This is a genomic window from Methylobacterium sp. 4-46, from assembly GCF_000019365.1.
GTDB lineage: Bacteria > Pseudomonadota > Alphaproteobacteria > Rhizobiales > Beijerinckiaceae > Methylobacterium.
The window spans coordinates 7,152,408-7,166,899 of the sequence record NC_010511.1 but is presented as its reverse complement, the minus strand read 5'-3'; the positions used below and the strand labels follow the sequence as shown (position 1 = coordinate 7,166,899).

Sequence of the window (14,492 nt, the reverse complement as noted above, 5' to 3'; positions counted from 1 at the left end):
CCTCAGCCCTGCCGCAGCCAGATCGCGTAGGAGCCGAGGAACTGCATCAGCACCTCCCCGGAGATCAGGTAGAGCATCAGGATTCCTCCCACCATCACGAAGGGCGTGGCGATGAAGTAGACCGGGATCGTCGGCGTCAGCTTGTTGGCGAAACCGACGGCGAGGTTCACCACGATCGAGTAGACGATGAAGGGCGAGGTGATGCGCAGGCCGAGCACGAACACGCTGGTGATCTGATCGACGATCTGCACCAGCGCCGCCTGGGAGCCGAGCCCCTCGCCGGGCGGCAGGCGGGCGTAGGAGTCGACGAGGCCGCGGAACAGCTCCCAGTGCAGGCCGGCGGAGAAGAGCAGGGCCGTCGCCGCCACCATCACCAGGGAGACGAGGGCGCCCTGGGGCTCGTTGCCCTCCATCGGCGTGCCCGGGATGGTCCCGAACCCCACCGCCATGGTCACGGCGGTCATCACGGTCTCCAGCACGAACAGGAAGACCCGGCCCAGGAGCCCGATCAGGAAGCCCGTCAGGCTCTCCGAGAGGATCCACAGGAAGGTGACGGCCGGCTCCTGCGCGGCGAGCCGGCCCCTGAACAGGGGCAGGATCAGGGGGCTGAGCGCGAAGGTGACCGAGAGCGCGAGGAACAGGCGCACCTGGACGGGGATGCGGGCGCTGGAGACGCCGGGGACCACCAGGAGGCAGCCGCCGATGCGGCAGAACATCAGGAAGATCCCGAGGAAGAGGTCGGGCCCGGGCAGGAAGGGGCCCGGCCCGCTCACGAGATCGTCCCGAGGGAGCGGATCTCGACCCCGCGGGCGATCTCCAGGTGCGACAGGACGGGCAGGGTCGGGAAGAGCCGCTCGATGATCATGCGCACGTAGGGCCGGGCATCCGGGGCGGTGACCAGGGCGAAGACGTGCGCCTCCTTCTGCCGCGCCCGGATCGCCTCGGAGGCCTCGGTGCCGAACTGCTCGACGAGGCGCGGGTCGACGTCGAACTCGATCACCTCGCCCTTGGCGTCGCGCTTGAGGCTCTGGTGGAAGGACAGGTCCCAGCGGCTGCCCAGGCGCAGCACCGCCAGCACCCCGTCCTCGGCGAGGTCGCCGCAGATCTGCTGGGCGATGCGCATCCGCACGTGCTCGGCGATCTGCTCGGACCGGCGCGCGTGGGGGGAGATTTCGGCGATCGCCTCCAGGATCAGGTGCAGGTTGCGGATCGACACGCGCTCCGCCAGCAGCAGCTTCAGCACCGCCTGCAGCCCCGAATAGGAGATCTGGGAGGGGCAGATCTCCTCCAGGAGCCGCTTGTACTCGGGGTCGAGCCGGTCGAGGAGGTTGCGCATGTCCTTGTAGGAGAGGAGATGCGGCAGGTTGTTGCGGATCACCTCGGACAGGTGGGTCAGCAGCACCGAGGTGCCGTCCACCGGCTCGAAGCCGCCGCGGCGCACCTCGGCCGCGTAGGCGTCGAGCACCCAGATCGCCCTCATGCCGAAGGCGGGCTCGCGCACCTCCTCGCCGGGCACGTCGGGCCGCGGCCCGTCGCCCACCACCACGAGCGACTCGCCGGGGCGGATCTCCTGGCTCGCCGAGAGGGTGCCGTGGATGCGGATCTGGTAGGTCTTGGGCGGCAGCGAGGGGCTGTCGGTCAGCTTGATGTCGGGAACCACGAACCCGTACTGCAGCGCGAACTTGCGGCGCATCTTCGATACCCGGTGGCCGAGCTCGATCCGGGCGGTGTTGGCCTGGGCCGAGAGGTGGCGGCCGAGGCAGAGCTCGATCTCGGGGGTTTTCAAGGATTCCTTGACCGAATCCTTGGCGGCCGCGGCCTTGCGCTCCTCCTCGAGGGCGCGCTGCGCGGCCTCCGCGGCCTTCTTCTCGGCGAGGCGGCGCGGGATCGCGTAGGCGACGAAGCCCATCAGGGCGGCGAGGGCCATGAAGGGGACGAAGGGCAGGCCCGGGACCAGGGCGAACAGGCCCATCAGGGCGGCCGCGACGGTGAGCGCGCGCGGATAGGCGCCGAGCTGGCCGAGCACCGCCTGCTCGGCGGTGCCCCGGGTGCCGCCCTTGGAGACGAGCAGGCCCGCGGCGAGCGAGACGATCAGGGCCGGGATCTGCGAGACGAGGCCGTCGCCGACCGAGAGCTTGGTGAAGACGTCGGCCGCGGTGGCGAGCGGCATGCCGTGGCGGGTCGTGCCGATGATGATGCCGCCGAAGATGTTGACCGCGATGGTGATCAGGCTCGCCACCGCCTCGCCGCGGACGAATTTGGAGGCGCCGTCCATCGAGCCGAAGAAGGCGCTCTCCTCCTCCAGCTCGCGGCGGCGGCGCTGCGCCTCCTTGTCGTCGATGAGCCCGGCATTGAGGTCGGCGTCGATCGCCATCTGCTTGCCGGGGATGGCGTCGAGGGTGAAGCGGGCGCCGACCTCGGCGATGCGGGTCGCGCCCTTGGTGATGACCAGGAAGTTGACCGTGATCAGGATCGCGAAGACCACGATCCCGATCACGAAGTCGCCGCTCATCACGAATTGCGAGAAGCCCTGGATGACGTGGCCGGCGGCGTTCACGCCGGACTGGCCGTTGGCCAGGATCAGCCGGGTCGTAGCGATGCCGAGCGCGAGGCGCAGGAGCGTCGCGATGAGCAGGACGGTCGGGAAGGCGGAGAATTCGAGCGGCTTCTGGATCCAGAGCGCCACCATCAGGATCAGGACCGAGAGCGCGATCGAGAAGGCGAGGCCGACATCGATCAGGACCGCCGGGATCGGCAGGAAAAGGACGGCCAGGATGGCGACGATGCCGGCCGCGAAGCCGAAATCCCGCTGCGTCCTGCGCTCCAGCCCGATTGCCTCGACCAACGCCATCGCGGCTCCCCGCTCTCCGGTGACGCCGGTCCTTGTCGGCGCGGAAGCTTGCGCGAGGGTGGCGGGGCCTTGCCGGCGGTGCGGGCGGGGGTGAGGCCCGCACCCCGGATCGGCCCGGGGGTACGGACCCGGCCGGGGCGGCGGGTCGTCCCGGGACGGGCGGCGCCGCGTCCGGTGCGATCGTCGCCTGCCGGGAGGGCCTGGGAACCGTCCGGCTCGGACGGGCAGGCGGGGCGGCGGCCCCGCGCCGTGACCTTCGCTCCGCGGTCGGATCAGCGCGTCGCGGCATCCAGTTGGGCAAAGGCCTCGTCGACCGAATACGCCCGAGTCTCGGCCTTCGGAGGTTGCAATTCTCCCGATTTCAACTTCTTCCCCAGACCCGAATGCATAAATTCTTCGATTTCGTTGCGCGATTTCTCAAGTGATCTTAGAAACTTAACCCAATCGAATTTCTTGTCTTTAGCAATTTCAGGGCTTTTATCAACATAATCGACAGCCTCATCGAATGTATCGAAAGAGCCAAGATCCGCGATGGTGATCATCTTCGTCGCATAGATGACCTTGCCGTCGCTGAGCGCAGCGGCCATCGCGAGACCCGCTGCCGCGGACGCGGCCTGCCTCGTCGCGTAACTCGGCTTGTTGGATATACCGGTCGCGGTCTTGATGAGATCATCGGCCGGTGATGAGGGAGAACTTGCTGCGGCTCCGGTCCCGCGCAGCAAAGCGAGCACCGGAGTTTTGCTGGTGAGAGAAACGGTCGTCATGGCATGAACACCTGTTTGGCCGCGGGTGAGGTCTTGCGGAGCACGCGCGTTGGGCTCGCCCATGGCTGCGAGGAAAGCCCCTGTTACGCTCGGGCAAGATGATTAAGATTATGTCAATCTGCATACTTCTGCCCAGTACAAATCTCCTCGTTCCACCGAGAGATCCGATCTTTGTGCTGAATTCAAATATATTTCCAGTATACTATCATTTCTGTACGACATTCTTAGCGCCGAAATTCAACGATGCTTGCATTTTTGATACTCAGCAAGCCAGAAAGGTTTGTGTAAAACAAAGAAAAATATCAGCACGAACTTTGTATATATGGAAATCACTTATCTTGTTTCTGCGTACAAATTCGATCTGTAGCACTGAAATTGCTATAGGTGAATATTTTATATATTCCTGAATTATTGCTACAGAGCGAACTGGAAACGAATTACAGGAATTACCAAAGCGGCCTTAAACAACCTTCGGTCGGTAGTTGGATCGATATGTTCCCGCTAGGGTTAGTCGCTGACTCAAAGGAGTTGGCGCTGCGGCGTGGAGAGGACGCCGCATCGAAGGCCGCTAGGCCTGCTTCGCAGGTGAGAATCTGCAGCTTTCCAATGAGGAGATCCGAGATGGCGAATGTCGTTGGAACTGACGGGCGCGACGTTCTTTGGGGGCACCTCTGGACCTGATCTCATCCAGGGAAAAGGTGGCGATGACACCATCTACGGTGGATACGGTGACGATGTCCTGCAAGGCGACGACGGGGACGACGTGTTCCTCCTGAATGGATCGGAGGGTAACGATTTCTACGAGGGCGGCAGCGGATCCGATAGTATTTTTCTCAAAGGCGTCAGCTATGTATGGAATTACGTCGAGATCGGCATCAGCTCGATGACTTCGATCGAGGCGATCATTAATCTCACGAGCGTCCCGACAACAATCAAAACCAAATTTGTCACTTGATCTCACAGGAGTCAAACTGGTCGATATCGATGCGCTGAATGGCAGCGCAGGCAACAATTATCTGACCGGGGAACGCGTGTACCACCAGGCGACCGGCACGTGGACGGGCATCACGATCAACGGATACGGCGGCAACGATGAACTCACCGGCTCCGATCTCAGCGACAGGCTCGACGGCGGCGAGGGCAACGACACCTTGATCGGCGGCAGCGGGATTTATCAATTCCGCTTCGAGGCCGGTCAAGGCATCGACCTGATCATGGATTGGCAGGACGGCACCGACAAGATCGTCGTCGGACCCTCGCTCTCATCCGTCGACGTGCTCAACTATAATGGAAACGCGCTGCTCAGGTTCGATGGGGGCTCGACCTACGCGCTCCTGGCCGGGGTGACGCCGACCGCGATGGACGCGAGCGATTTCATCTTCGCGTAGAACCTGGCGGTGAAGTGGTGGCGATCGCCGCGCGCGGTCGCCCTTCCCCTCGCGGCCCCGGTTCGGCCCGCCCCCGAGGGTCTCGCCGGCGCGAGACCGCGCCGCCAGGGCCGGGCCGGCCCTCGCGCGACGGCCATCCGGGCCCTCTCCGCGTTCCTCAGAAGCCCGAGGTGATCCGCCCGTAGGCGTTCTCGGTGAACATGTAGAGCTGGGTGCCGACGAAGGAGCCGGTCATCAGCATCACGAGCAGGATCACGACGATCTTCGGCACGAAGGTGAGGGTCACCTCCTGGATCTGCGTGAGCGCCTGGAGCAGGGCGACCGCGATGCCGACCGCCATGGCGGCCGCGACCGCGGGCCCGGCCCCGATCAGGATGGTCCAGATCGCGGCGCGCACCAGTTCGAGGGCGTCGACCTCGTTCACGACAGAGACACGCCGTTGCCGAGGAGCAGCTGCCGGCCGTCCTTCAGGGTGGCGAGCGGACCGTCCGTGGTGATCTTCACGGAGGCGACCACGCCGGTGATCTTGCCGTCGTCCGAGGTCGCGGTGCGCCCGATCGCGCTCTCGGCCTGCGACAGGTAGTTCGAGGACAGGAGCGCGTCGAGCTTGTTGTTCATCTTGGTGCTCTGCTCGACCTCCGAGAAGGTGGCGAGCTCGCCCATATAGGCCGTCGAATCCATCGGCTTGGTCGGATCCTGGTTCTTGAGCTGCGTGAGCAGCAGCTGCAGGAAGGCGTCCGTGTTGAGCGAGGTCGCGGTCTTCGAGGTGGTGGGCGCGGCGCTGCCGCCCGTCGCGGTCGCGCCGCTCGACGCCCCCGCCGTGGACGAACTGATGCCGGTGATGCTCATCGCTGGTCTCTCCTCTGGCGCCGCGGCGCCGCTGCCGCGCCGGCGGCGCGGTGTCGCTTGGATCCGGGCCGGTTGGCTCTCGTGCCGGTTGGATCTCGGGCCGCTCGGGCCTCAGGCCGCGCGGCCCGCGCTCCGGACGACCCGGCGCGGCGGGGGCAGCTCGGCCTGGGCCGCGCCGCCGTCGAGGACGGCCGCCTCGGCGGCGTAGAGATTCCGGATGAGCTTCAAGGCCTCGTAGGGCCGCCCGGCCGCGATCTGGGCGGAGGCGGCCATCAGGCCCTCCCGGATCTCCGCGTTGGTGAGCGCCGCCATCAGGCCGGCATGCAACTCGTCATAGAGTTTGCGGGCCGGCTCGGCCCCGGCCGGGTCCATCAGCAGCACCTGGGCGGCGAAGTAGAGCTGCCGCAGGGGAGTCGTCGCCTGTTCGGGCTGGAGCACGTGCTGCTCCAGCAGGAAGGTGGCCTCGTTCAGGAGCTCGAGCGAGACCCGACGGTCGACGCGCAGGACCGCGCCGTTCACGTAGACCCGCTCGCCGGCCCGCAGGGACAGCCGCATGCGCCGGCTCATCGCAGACCGTCGCGGATCGCCGTGTTCACGTCGATCAGCGGCGCGAGGCTGCGCTCGGGCAGGCGCAGGGCCTCGCTCGCCTCGCGCATGCTCCACAGCCCGATCGAGACGAGGTCGGTGCGCAACGGCTCCGGCAGCCCGTTCTCCGGGTTGAGGAGGTCCTCGATGAGGACGTCCCAGAGTCGCTGCAGGAAGCTCACCGCCTCGCCGCGATCCTCGAACTTCGCGTCCGCCGCATCGGCCTTCCGCAGCAGGGCGAGCGCCCTGTCGAAGGCCGCGCGCTCCCGCTCGCGGCAGAGGTCCGGCGCGTCTTCCAGGATCTCGTTGTAGGAAAAACGGTACATCGTCGCTGATGCCTCGTGTGACTCGGGCCCGGTCAGCCGGACCGTCGAACCGGCCGCCCGCCGGTCGGAGGGGCCCCGGGAGCCCCATCCGCGCCGGGTCGGGCGGCCGTCGCGAAGTATCTCAGGAGAGTTTGTGCTTAAGGTTAACACCGACAAACTCCTGAGCGGCCTTTCTTGGGAGCCCATGACGCGCGCGGGACCTGGCCTGCGCCCGTGAAAACCTTCCCATGCAAGGAGAACCAAGCTGAGTGCAGCTGCGGAAGATGATCCGCAACCGGCGATCACTACAGATAATTGACGAGGCTGAGCTGCCGAAGTTGCGACGTGAGCGAGTAGGACATCTGGATCTGAGCGTTGAGCCGGTCGAGCCGGGTCTTGGCCTCGGCGGGATCGACCCCTTCGAGATCGTCGATCCGGCTGGCGATCAGGCTCTTCTGGGCGTCCATGCGGGTGTTCGCGTCCTTGATGCGCGCCTGCACCGTGCCGAGATCGGCCTGGAGGCCGACGAGGCCCTGGCTCCCCTGGCTGAGCAGCGACGTGATCTTGTCGGCGATGACGGTCTGCGTGGCCGCCGACATGGTGTCTGCCTTCAGGGCGGAGGCGAGGACGTAGGCCATGGCGAGGCTGCGGATCGGCTCCGCATTGGCGCTGACGGAGGTCCGGGCGGTCTCGTCCGGGGCGATCCGGCTCGTCAGCGCGTCGCTCGACGCGCTCGACCAGGTCGCGGTCCAGTGCGCCTCGTCGAACAGCTGGGCCAGGGGCCCATTCAGGAACGCGGTCATCTGGGCCGGCGTGATCGTGGCGGGATCCGCGCTGCCGAAGGCCGCCTGGAAGGCTTGGTCGACCGCCGCCTTGGCGGGCGAGGTCGGGCTGCCCGCATAGGCGGTGAGCGGCGCCTTGTCGGTGTTGAGCCCGGCGAACAGGTACTGGCCGTTGGCGGCGCCGTTCAGGGCCGAGGTCAGGGCGGCGAGCTGGGTGGCGGCCAGCGTCGAGATGGTCGAGACCTTCTTGTCGATCGAGGCGCCGAGCAGCTGCTTGAGGGTGTCGTCGGCCGCGGCCTGGAGCTGCTTGAGCGTCGCCTGGGTCTGGTCCAGGCGCAGGGCGGTGAGGCCGTTGTCCTGCTTCAGCGCGGCGAGCTGGTCCTGCTGCCCGCGCAGCGCGAGGGAGACGCTCACGCGCGACCCGAGTTCGAGGCCGACATCCGCGTAGCGGCCGGACGCGACCTCCTGGGTCGCCTTGGCGCTCTCGGCCTGGAGCCGGGCGGTGGCGCTGCGCGGCGCGTTCCAGAGGCTTTGCGTCGAGATGTAGCTCGTCTGCATGGTGTCTAGACCGCGTTCATGAGGGTTTTGAACAGCTCGTCGATCAGCGTGACCAGCTTGGCGGAGGCCTGGTACGACCTCTCCAACTGCAGCGTCAGCGCCGTCTCGTCGTCGGTATTGACGCCGGTGACGTTCGAGAGGGCGTCGGAGGCGCGCCCGAGCAGCGTCGTCTGCTGGTCGACGGTGCTGGAGGCGACCTTGCGCTGGGATTCGAGCCAGCCCGCCGAGGCGCCCGCGTACTCGGCCAGCGCCATCGACCCGGTCGGGCCCGGGGCGCTGCCCAGGCTCTGCTTGGCGGACAGGGCCGCGACCAGGGCGGTGAGCCGGCCCGCATAGGCGGTGCCGCTGCCGGCGGCGGCCGGGTTGGAGCGGTAGGCGGCGCCGTTCATGCCGCCGTCGCGCAGGAGCGCCGGGTCGCCGCCCCTCTGCGGATCGACCGCGGCGTTCAGGGTGATCGCGGCGGCGAGCCCCGCCTTGGAACTCGGCAGGGCGGAGGTGCTGCCGTTTCGGAACAGGCCGGCGAGGTCGGCCCCGCCCGAGGACGAGGTCTCCCGGAAGGTCGCGATCAGCGCGGAGGCGATCTCGTCGAGCTGCGCCGCGTAGGCCGGGGCGGCCACGTCGCGCAGCTGGCTCAGGCCCGCGAGCGTGCCCGAGCGCAGGGGCATCGGCGAGTTCGGCCCGGTGACCGCCACGCCGTCGATGATCACGGCATTGCCGGTCGTGCCGGATTGGTAGGTCGGCGTCGCCGCGAAGCTGACCTTGCGCGGGATGCGGTCGTAGAGGGGCACGCCGCTGTCGGTGTAGAGCGCGACGTCGCCGCCCTCGCGGGGCACCACGGTGACGCCGAGTTCCTCCGAGAGCTTGGCGATGATCTGGTCGCGGGAATCGAGCGCGTCGGTGACGTCGGCGCCGAGGGCGGTGCCGCGCATCACCGCCTTGTTGGCGAGGTCGAACTGCGACAGCAGATCGCTGATCCGCGTCACGGACTCGCCCATGGCCGCGTCCGCGTCGGCCTGGGTCCTCGCGACGGCGCCGGCGGCCTGGTTGAGGCTCGCGGCGAGGTCCCGGGCCTTGTCGAGCGCCGCGCGGGCGAGCGTGGCGTCGTCGGGCCTGTTCGCCGCCGATTGGAGCGCGGCGGCCAGGGCGGAGAGGCGGGCGGCGGCCGAGGTCGTGCTCTGCGGGTCGCCGACCGTCTGCTGGAGGGACTGCAGGCCCCTGAGCAGCTGCTGCGACCCCGCGAGGTCCGAGGTGGCGGAGATCATGCGCGCGTAGAGCGCCGCGTCGCTCGCCCGCGTGATCGAGACCGTGACGCCGCCGGTGCCCGGCACGAGGGTGGCGATCTTGCGGGAATAGCCCGCGCTCGACGCGCCCGCGACGTTGCGGGACGACACCGCGATCTGGGTCGAGGAGGCGAGGAGCGAGGAGCGCGCCGTGGCAAGCGCGAGGGAGAGGCCCATCGGGAGGCTCCGGAGGAGACGCGCGGGACGCGACGCCCGCGCCGGGAGAGGCGATGGCGGCGCTGGCGCAAGGACCGGCCGGTGGGCCGGGGCGTGGTCGAGCCCGCGCCGGGATCGGGAACCGGGCGCCGCCGCCCCCCGCCGGGAGCGGCCGCGCCCCTGTCGGCTCAGCGCTTGAGCTGCATCAGCGTGTCGAGCATCTCGTTGCTGGTCATGAACACCTTCGAATTTGCCGTGTAGACGGTCTGCGAGGCGATCATCGAGGTGAGTTCGGTGCTGACGTCGACGTTGGATTGTTCGAGGGCGCCCGACACGATTCCGCCGCGCCCGCCCTGGTTGGCGAAGCCGACCTGCAGCGCGCCGGATTCGAGGGTCGTCTCGTAGACGTTGCCGGCGCGCGGCTTGAGGTTGTCCGGGCTGTCGACGTCGGCGATCGGGATCTTGAAGGCGGCGACCTTCGAGTTGTCCTCGTAGACCGCGTAGACCGTGCCGTCCGCGGCGAATTCGGCCCCCGTCACGGCGCTGGCCTTGCTGCCGTCCGCGCTGCCCTTGATGTCGGTGGCCGAGGCGAGCTGGGTCATGCCGGTGAGGTCGAGGGAGACGGGCTGCCCGTTCGGGACCGTCACGCTGCCCGTCCCGCCCGAGGTGACCTTGCCGTTCACGAAGCCGAGCGGGATCGTGGTGAGCGGCGAGGCCGGGAAGCTCGCGCTGTTGCTCGCGTCGTAGACCGAGGCCGACCACGCGTTGTCGCCGGTCTTGGTCAGGTAGATGTCGAGGGTGACCGCCTTGCCGAGATTGTCGTAGGTGACGAGCGAGGTCTTCTTGGAGTAGTTCGACCCGGCCGGCACCGCGCCGGAGGTCACCGCGGCGGCGGTCGAATCGAGGTTCCCGGTCAGGGCGCCCTTGGTCGAGGCGCTCGCCTTCATGCCGAGCGCCGAGATGTTGACCGGCACCATGCCGTCGAGGCTGTTGAGCGTCGGGCTGGCCTGGCCGTTCTTGAGGCTGTAGCCCATCAGGGTGAAGCCGGCGGCGTTCTTGAAGGTGCCGGTCGAGCCGTCGGGCACGAAGTTGCCGGCCCGGGTCAGGTAGGAGGCGCCGCTCGCGTCCTTGACCACGAAGAAGCCGTTGCCGGCGATCGCGAGGTCGGATTTCGAGGAGGTGCTGACGCGCGCGCCCTCGTCGCTGACCGCGCGCCGCTGCACCGTCTCGACCGAGCCCGAATTGTAGTCGCCGGTCGCGCTCGAGGACAGCAGCAGCGATGAGAACTCCGTCGAGACCCGCTTGTACCCGGTCGTGCCGGCATTCTGCACGTTCTCGGCAACGGTGCTGATCCGGTTGGACTGGGCATTCATGCCGGACATGCCGGTGCGCAGGGCGCCAAGGAGACTCATCGTGTGACCTCGAAGATTCCGGTTGCGGGGTACTAGACGCGGGCACGCTTGCGCGGGGCTGGGCTGTGGGTCACCCGCGCAAGGATTGGGCGAGTTCCAGGAAGGCGTCCTCGCTCGGAGGCTGGCCGGGTTCCTGCCGGAGGGACTCGTAGATGCGCGGGACCAGACCGACGGCCTGATCGAGCTCCGCGTCGGAGCCCGCGCGGTAGCCGCCCATCAGCCGCAGGTCGCGGGTCTCCTCGAAGCGGGCGATCATGCCCTTGAGCCGGCGCACGACGTCGCGCTGCTCGGGCGTCCAGACCTGGTCGGAAAGCCGCGAGATCGAGCCGAGGAGGTCGATCGCCGGGTAGCGGCCCTGGTCGGCGATGCCCCGATCGAGCACGACGTGCCCGTCGAGGGTGCCGCGGATGCTGTCGGCGACCGGGTCGTTGTGGTCGTCGCCGTCGACCAGGACCGAGAAGATCCCGGTGATGCTGCCGCGCCCGTCCTGCCCGGGCCCGGCCCTCTCGAGCAGGCGGGGCAGGTCCGAGAAGACGCTCGGCGGGAAGCCGCGGGCGACGGCCGGCTCCCCCGCCGCCAGCGCCACGTCCCGGGCCGCGTGGGCGTAGCGCGTCACCGAATCGACGATCAGCAGCACCGCCTCGCCCCGGTCGCGCAGGCTCTCGGCGACCGCCATGGCGAGGCGGGGCGCCTGGCGGCGCATCATCGGGCTCTCGTCGCCGGTCGAGACCACGATCGCGGCGCGCCCGCGGCTCGCCGCGAGCGGGCCTTCAAGGAATTCCCGCACCTCGCGGCCGCGCTCGCCGACCAGCGCCACCACCACGCTGTCGAAGCCCCGCGCCCCGGCCAGCATGGCGAGCAGGGTCGACTTGCCGACGCCCGATCCCGCGAAGATGCCGATGCGCTGGCCCGCGCAGAGGGGCGTGAACAGGTCGATCGCCCGCACCCCCGTGCGCAGGGGCGCGCGCAGCCGCGCCCGGCCGAGGGCCGCCGGCGGGTCGGCGTCGAGGGGAACGAGGTCGGGGCCGGGCGGCAGCGGGCCGAGCCCGTCGAGGGGGCGCCCGAGCGCGTCGAGGACGCGCCCCTTCCAGGACGGGGCGGGCCGCACCCGCGCCGGGCCGATCCGGAAGGCGCGGGTGCCGATCCCGGCCTCGATCCGCGCCTCGAAGGGCTTGAGGGTGGCGCCGGCGGCGTCGACCCGCACCACCTCGGCGATCTGCACGCGCCCGTCCGCCTCGATCCCCATCCGGTCGCCGAGGCGGACGAAGGGGGCGACGCCCGCGACCCGGCAGGCGCTCGCCGTCACCTCGCGGACCGGCCCGCCGACCCGTACCACCGGCAGCGATTCGAGCCCCGCCGCGAGGGCCGCGTCGAGCCGCGCGAGCGCGTCCGTCATCGCTCAGCCCGTCGGCCCGAGCGTGCGGATCGCGCTCTGCAGCGAGGAATCCGCCTCGCTCGCCGTCGCGACCGCGTTGTCGAAGGCGCGCTGGATCGCGATGAGCTTCGTCATCTCCAGGATCGGGTTGACGTTCGCGCCCTCGAGATGGCCCTGCACGACGCCGATCTTGGTGAAGTCCTGGACCGGGCGGGCGGGCAGGTTCGACGTCACGGCGCCGGGCCCGGCCCGCGTGATGCGGGACTTGGCATCGAGGGTGAACACCCCGAGGGAGCCGACGAGGCTGCCGTTCTGCTGGATGCTGCCGTCGCGCCCGATCGTCGGCGGCCCGGCATTCGGGTCGAGGAGGATGGGCGCCCCGCCGGGATCGAGGATCGGCTGGCCGGACACGCTGCGCAGCTGCCCGCTCGCGTCCATCGTCATGCGCCCGTCGCGGGTGTAGACCGGGGCGCCCCCGGGGCCCTGCACCGAGAGCCAGGCATCGCCCTGCACCGCCACGTCGAGGGGCGCGTCGGTCTTGATCGTCGGCCCGGCGAGCCGCGAGATGTAGGTGTCGCCGGTGCTGGCGAAGGCCACCGGCCCCGTCCTGGCCTTGTCGAACACCGCCTCGAACTTCGTCTCCTCGGCCCGGTAGCCGACCGTGGCGAGGTTGGCGATGTTGTTGGCGACCGTGTCGAGGCGCTTCTGCAGCGCGACCTGGGCCGAGAGGGAGACGTAGAGGCCGTTCTGCATGGTGCGTCAGCTGCTCGCGTTCGTTGGGTAGAGGCTGCCGAGCGGGTCGGCGCCGCCGCCGCCGGCCGTCGTGAACAGGGCCAGGATGGGGGAGTCGCCGCTCGAATTCTGCGCGTCCCAGATCGCCGCGAAGCGCCTGACGAAGGCCTGGACCTTGGCCGGGTCCTGGAAGCCCGCGATGTCGATCTTCGCGGCGAGGAACGCCGCGCGGGCGTCCAGGGCCTCGCTCGTCGCCGCCCCGCTCGTCGCCGGCAGGCCCGCGACCGTGTTGGCGACCTTGGACAGGGCCGCGTCGCCGAGGATGTCGTAGGCGCTCGTGAGGGTGGGCGCCATGCGGGCGAAGTAGAGGGCGAGGCGCAGGCCCGTATCCTCCTCGCCCGCGTCGGATTCCAGCGTCTGCTCCAGGTAGGCGTCCGTGACGGTCCTGACCTGCGCGTCGGGGGGCAGCGCGGTGCCGAAGCCGATGCCGACCGCCTTGCGGTCCGCGGCGGAGGGGGCGGCGTTCTCGACCGAGAGGGTGCGGCCGGTTCCCCCGGCCTCCACCGCGGTGCCGAATCCGTCGGGCGCGCTCGCGGTGGTCTCGAAGTAGAGCTCGTTCCGCGCGCCCAGGCCGACCTGCACCCTGTCCTCGAGGCCGTCCTCGCCCGAGGCGGCGATCTGCGCGTTGATCGCCGCGACGATCTCGGCGCCCGTGACCCGGGTGAGATCCGCCGCCGACCCCGCCAGCGTCGCGGCGTTGAGGGTGATCGTGACCGAGCGGGTCGTCGTCGCGTCGAGCCGGCTCGTCAGGGTGAAGCGCGCCTCGTTGGCGCCCGAGAAGTCGGTGGAATCGGGCAGGGCGGCCGGCGCGGTGAGCTGCGCCGGCTGGGGGGGCACGACGCCGCTCTCGGAGATGGAGCCGTCGGCCCCGCTCGCCGAGGCCGCGCCCGCCGCGAAGTCGAAGGCCCGGGCGAAGGCGACGTAGCGCGGGTCGGCGAGGCGGTTGGCGAAGCTCGACGCATCCGCGACGCCGCCTTCCAGCACCTTGCGCATGAACGCCTTGGCGTAGGTCATGTCCTCCAGCCCGTACGCCTTCATCGCGTAGGCGTAGAGGCGCTGGTCGGCCATGAGGTCGTCCACCGACTTCACCTTGCCGATATTGGCCTCGTAATAGGCCGTGTCGCGGGCGACGACGGGATCGGCGGCCTTGCGCTGGAGGGCCTTGGGCAGGTCGCGGGCGACGAGCTGGTAGTTCGTGAAGGTCGAGGTCACGGCGCGGTCTCCTGCGTCGGGCGCAGGGCGGCGCGGTCCGCCTGGATGGCCTCGACGTGTCATGGTGTGAGCCCGCTCGACCCTATGATGTGGCGGTTGAAGGACTGGTAACGGTGCACGCTTGCCCCTGGCTTGCGGCCTCCTGGCTCGCGGCTTCCTGGCGCGCGGCCCCCTGGCGCGCGG

Annotated in this window: 15 protein-coding genes; 2 read left to right on the top strand and 13 right to left on the bottom strand. The window is 69.2% G+C overall.

What is annotated here, in order from left to right; translation table 11 throughout:
- Positions 1–2: 2 nt before the first annotated feature.
- From fliR to M446_RS37785, 3 genes are all read right to left on the bottom strand, one after another.
- Positions 3–773 (bottom strand): flagellar biosynthesis protein FliR, encoded by a 771-nt coding sequence (gene fliR, locus M446_RS31520; RefSeq protein WP_012336149.1) that lies wholly within the window; start codon positions 771–773, stop codon positions 3–5.
- Positions 770–2,851 (bottom strand): flagellar biosynthesis protein FlhA, encoded by a 2,082-nt coding sequence (flhA, locus tag M446_RS31515; RefSeq protein WP_012336148.1) that lies wholly within the window; start codon positions 2,849–2,851, stop codon positions 770–772. The genes fliR and flhA overlap by 4 nt, the downstream gene beginning before the upstream one ends.
- 272 nt (positions 2,852–3,123) lie before the next feature.
- Positions 3,124–3,678 carry a hypothetical protein gene (locus M446_RS37785; protein ID WP_012336147.1) on the bottom strand — a complete coding sequence of 185 codons (555 nt, stop codon included), beginning with the start codon at positions 3,676–3,678 and terminating at the stop codon, positions 3,124–3,126.
- 565 nt (positions 3,679–4,243) lie between these two features.
- Between M446_RS37785 and M446_RS34390 the strand changes: the two genes are divergently transcribed.
- The gene (locus tag M446_RS34390; RefSeq protein WP_050777532.1) at positions 4,244–4,570 is read left to right on the top strand and encodes a hypothetical protein; all 327 of its coding nucleotides are present in this window, start codon (positions 4,244–4,246) and stop codon (positions 4,568–4,570) included.
- Positions 4,560–5,003: a hypothetical protein gene (locus tag M446_RS34385; protein ID WP_150108773.1), complete on the top strand. Its 444-nt coding sequence runs from the start codon at positions 4,560–4,562 to the stop codon at positions 5,001–5,003. The genes M446_RS34390 and M446_RS34385 overlap by 11 nt, the downstream gene beginning before the upstream one ends.
- 157 nt (positions 5,004–5,160) lie before the next feature.
- Here M446_RS34385 and fliQ read toward each other — a convergent pair whose 3' ends face one another.
- From fliQ to M446_RS31455, 10 genes are all read right to left on the bottom strand, one after another.
- On the bottom strand, positions 5,161–5,427 hold the full coding sequence (gene fliQ, locus M446_RS31500; protein ID WP_012336146.1) for a flagellar biosynthesis protein FliQ: 267 nt from the start codon (positions 5,425–5,427) through the stop codon (positions 5,161–5,163).
- On the bottom strand, positions 5,424–5,852 hold the full coding sequence (gene flgD, locus M446_RS31495) for a flagellar hook assembly protein FlgD (RefSeq protein WP_012336145.1): 429 nt from the start codon (positions 5,850–5,852) through the stop codon (positions 5,424–5,426). Before flgD ends, fliQ begins: the two co-directional genes overlap by 4 nt.
- Before the next feature lie 111 nt (positions 5,853–5,963).
- Positions 5,964–6,407, bottom strand: coding sequence for a flagellar biosynthesis repressor FlbT (gene flbT / locus M446_RS31490; RefSeq protein ID WP_150108772.1), 444 nt, complete (start codon positions 6,405–6,407; stop codon positions 5,964–5,966).
- An 8-nt stretch (positions 6,408–6,415) separates the two neighbouring features.
- On the bottom strand, positions 6,416–6,763 hold the full coding sequence (flaF, locus tag M446_RS31485; protein ID WP_012336143.1) for a flagellar biosynthesis regulator FlaF: 348 nt from the start codon (positions 6,761–6,763) through the stop codon (positions 6,416–6,418).
- Positions 6,764–7,047: 284 nt separating this feature from the next.
- Entirely contained in the window at positions 7,048–8,082 is a 1,035-nt protein-coding gene (locus M446_RS31480; RefSeq protein ID WP_012336142.1) for a flagellar hook-associated family protein, read from the bottom strand.
- A gap of 5 nt (positions 8,083–8,087) precedes the next feature.
- Positions 8,088–9,539, bottom strand: coding sequence for a flagellar hook-associated protein FlgK (gene flgK, locus M446_RS31475; protein WP_012336141.1), 1,452 nt, complete (start codon positions 9,537–9,539; stop codon positions 8,088–8,090).
- A 167-nt stretch (positions 9,540–9,706) separates the two neighbouring features.
- Positions 9,707–10,930 carry a flagellar hook protein FlgE gene (locus M446_RS31470; protein WP_012336140.1) on the bottom strand — a complete coding sequence of 408 codons (1,224 nt, stop codon included), beginning with the start codon at positions 10,928–10,930 and terminating at the stop codon, positions 9,707–9,709.
- Between the two features lie 70 nt (positions 10,931–11,000).
- Positions 11,001–12,326, bottom strand: a complete 1,326-nt coding sequence (fliI, locus tag M446_RS31465) for a flagellar protein export ATPase FliI (RefSeq protein ID WP_012336139.1) — start codon at positions 12,324–12,326, stop codon at positions 11,001–11,003.
- A gap of 3 nt (positions 12,327–12,329) precedes the next feature.
- Entirely contained in the window at positions 12,330–13,058 is a 729-nt protein-coding gene (gene flgF, locus M446_RS31460) for a flagellar basal-body rod protein FlgF (protein WP_012336138.1), read from the bottom strand.
- Between the two features lie 6 nt (positions 13,059–13,064).
- On the bottom strand, positions 13,065–14,309 hold the full coding sequence (locus M446_RS31455) for a DUF1217 domain-containing protein (RefSeq protein ID WP_012336137.1): 1,245 nt from the start codon (positions 14,307–14,309) through the stop codon (positions 13,065–13,067).
- Positions 14,310–14,492: the final 183 nt, after the last annotated feature.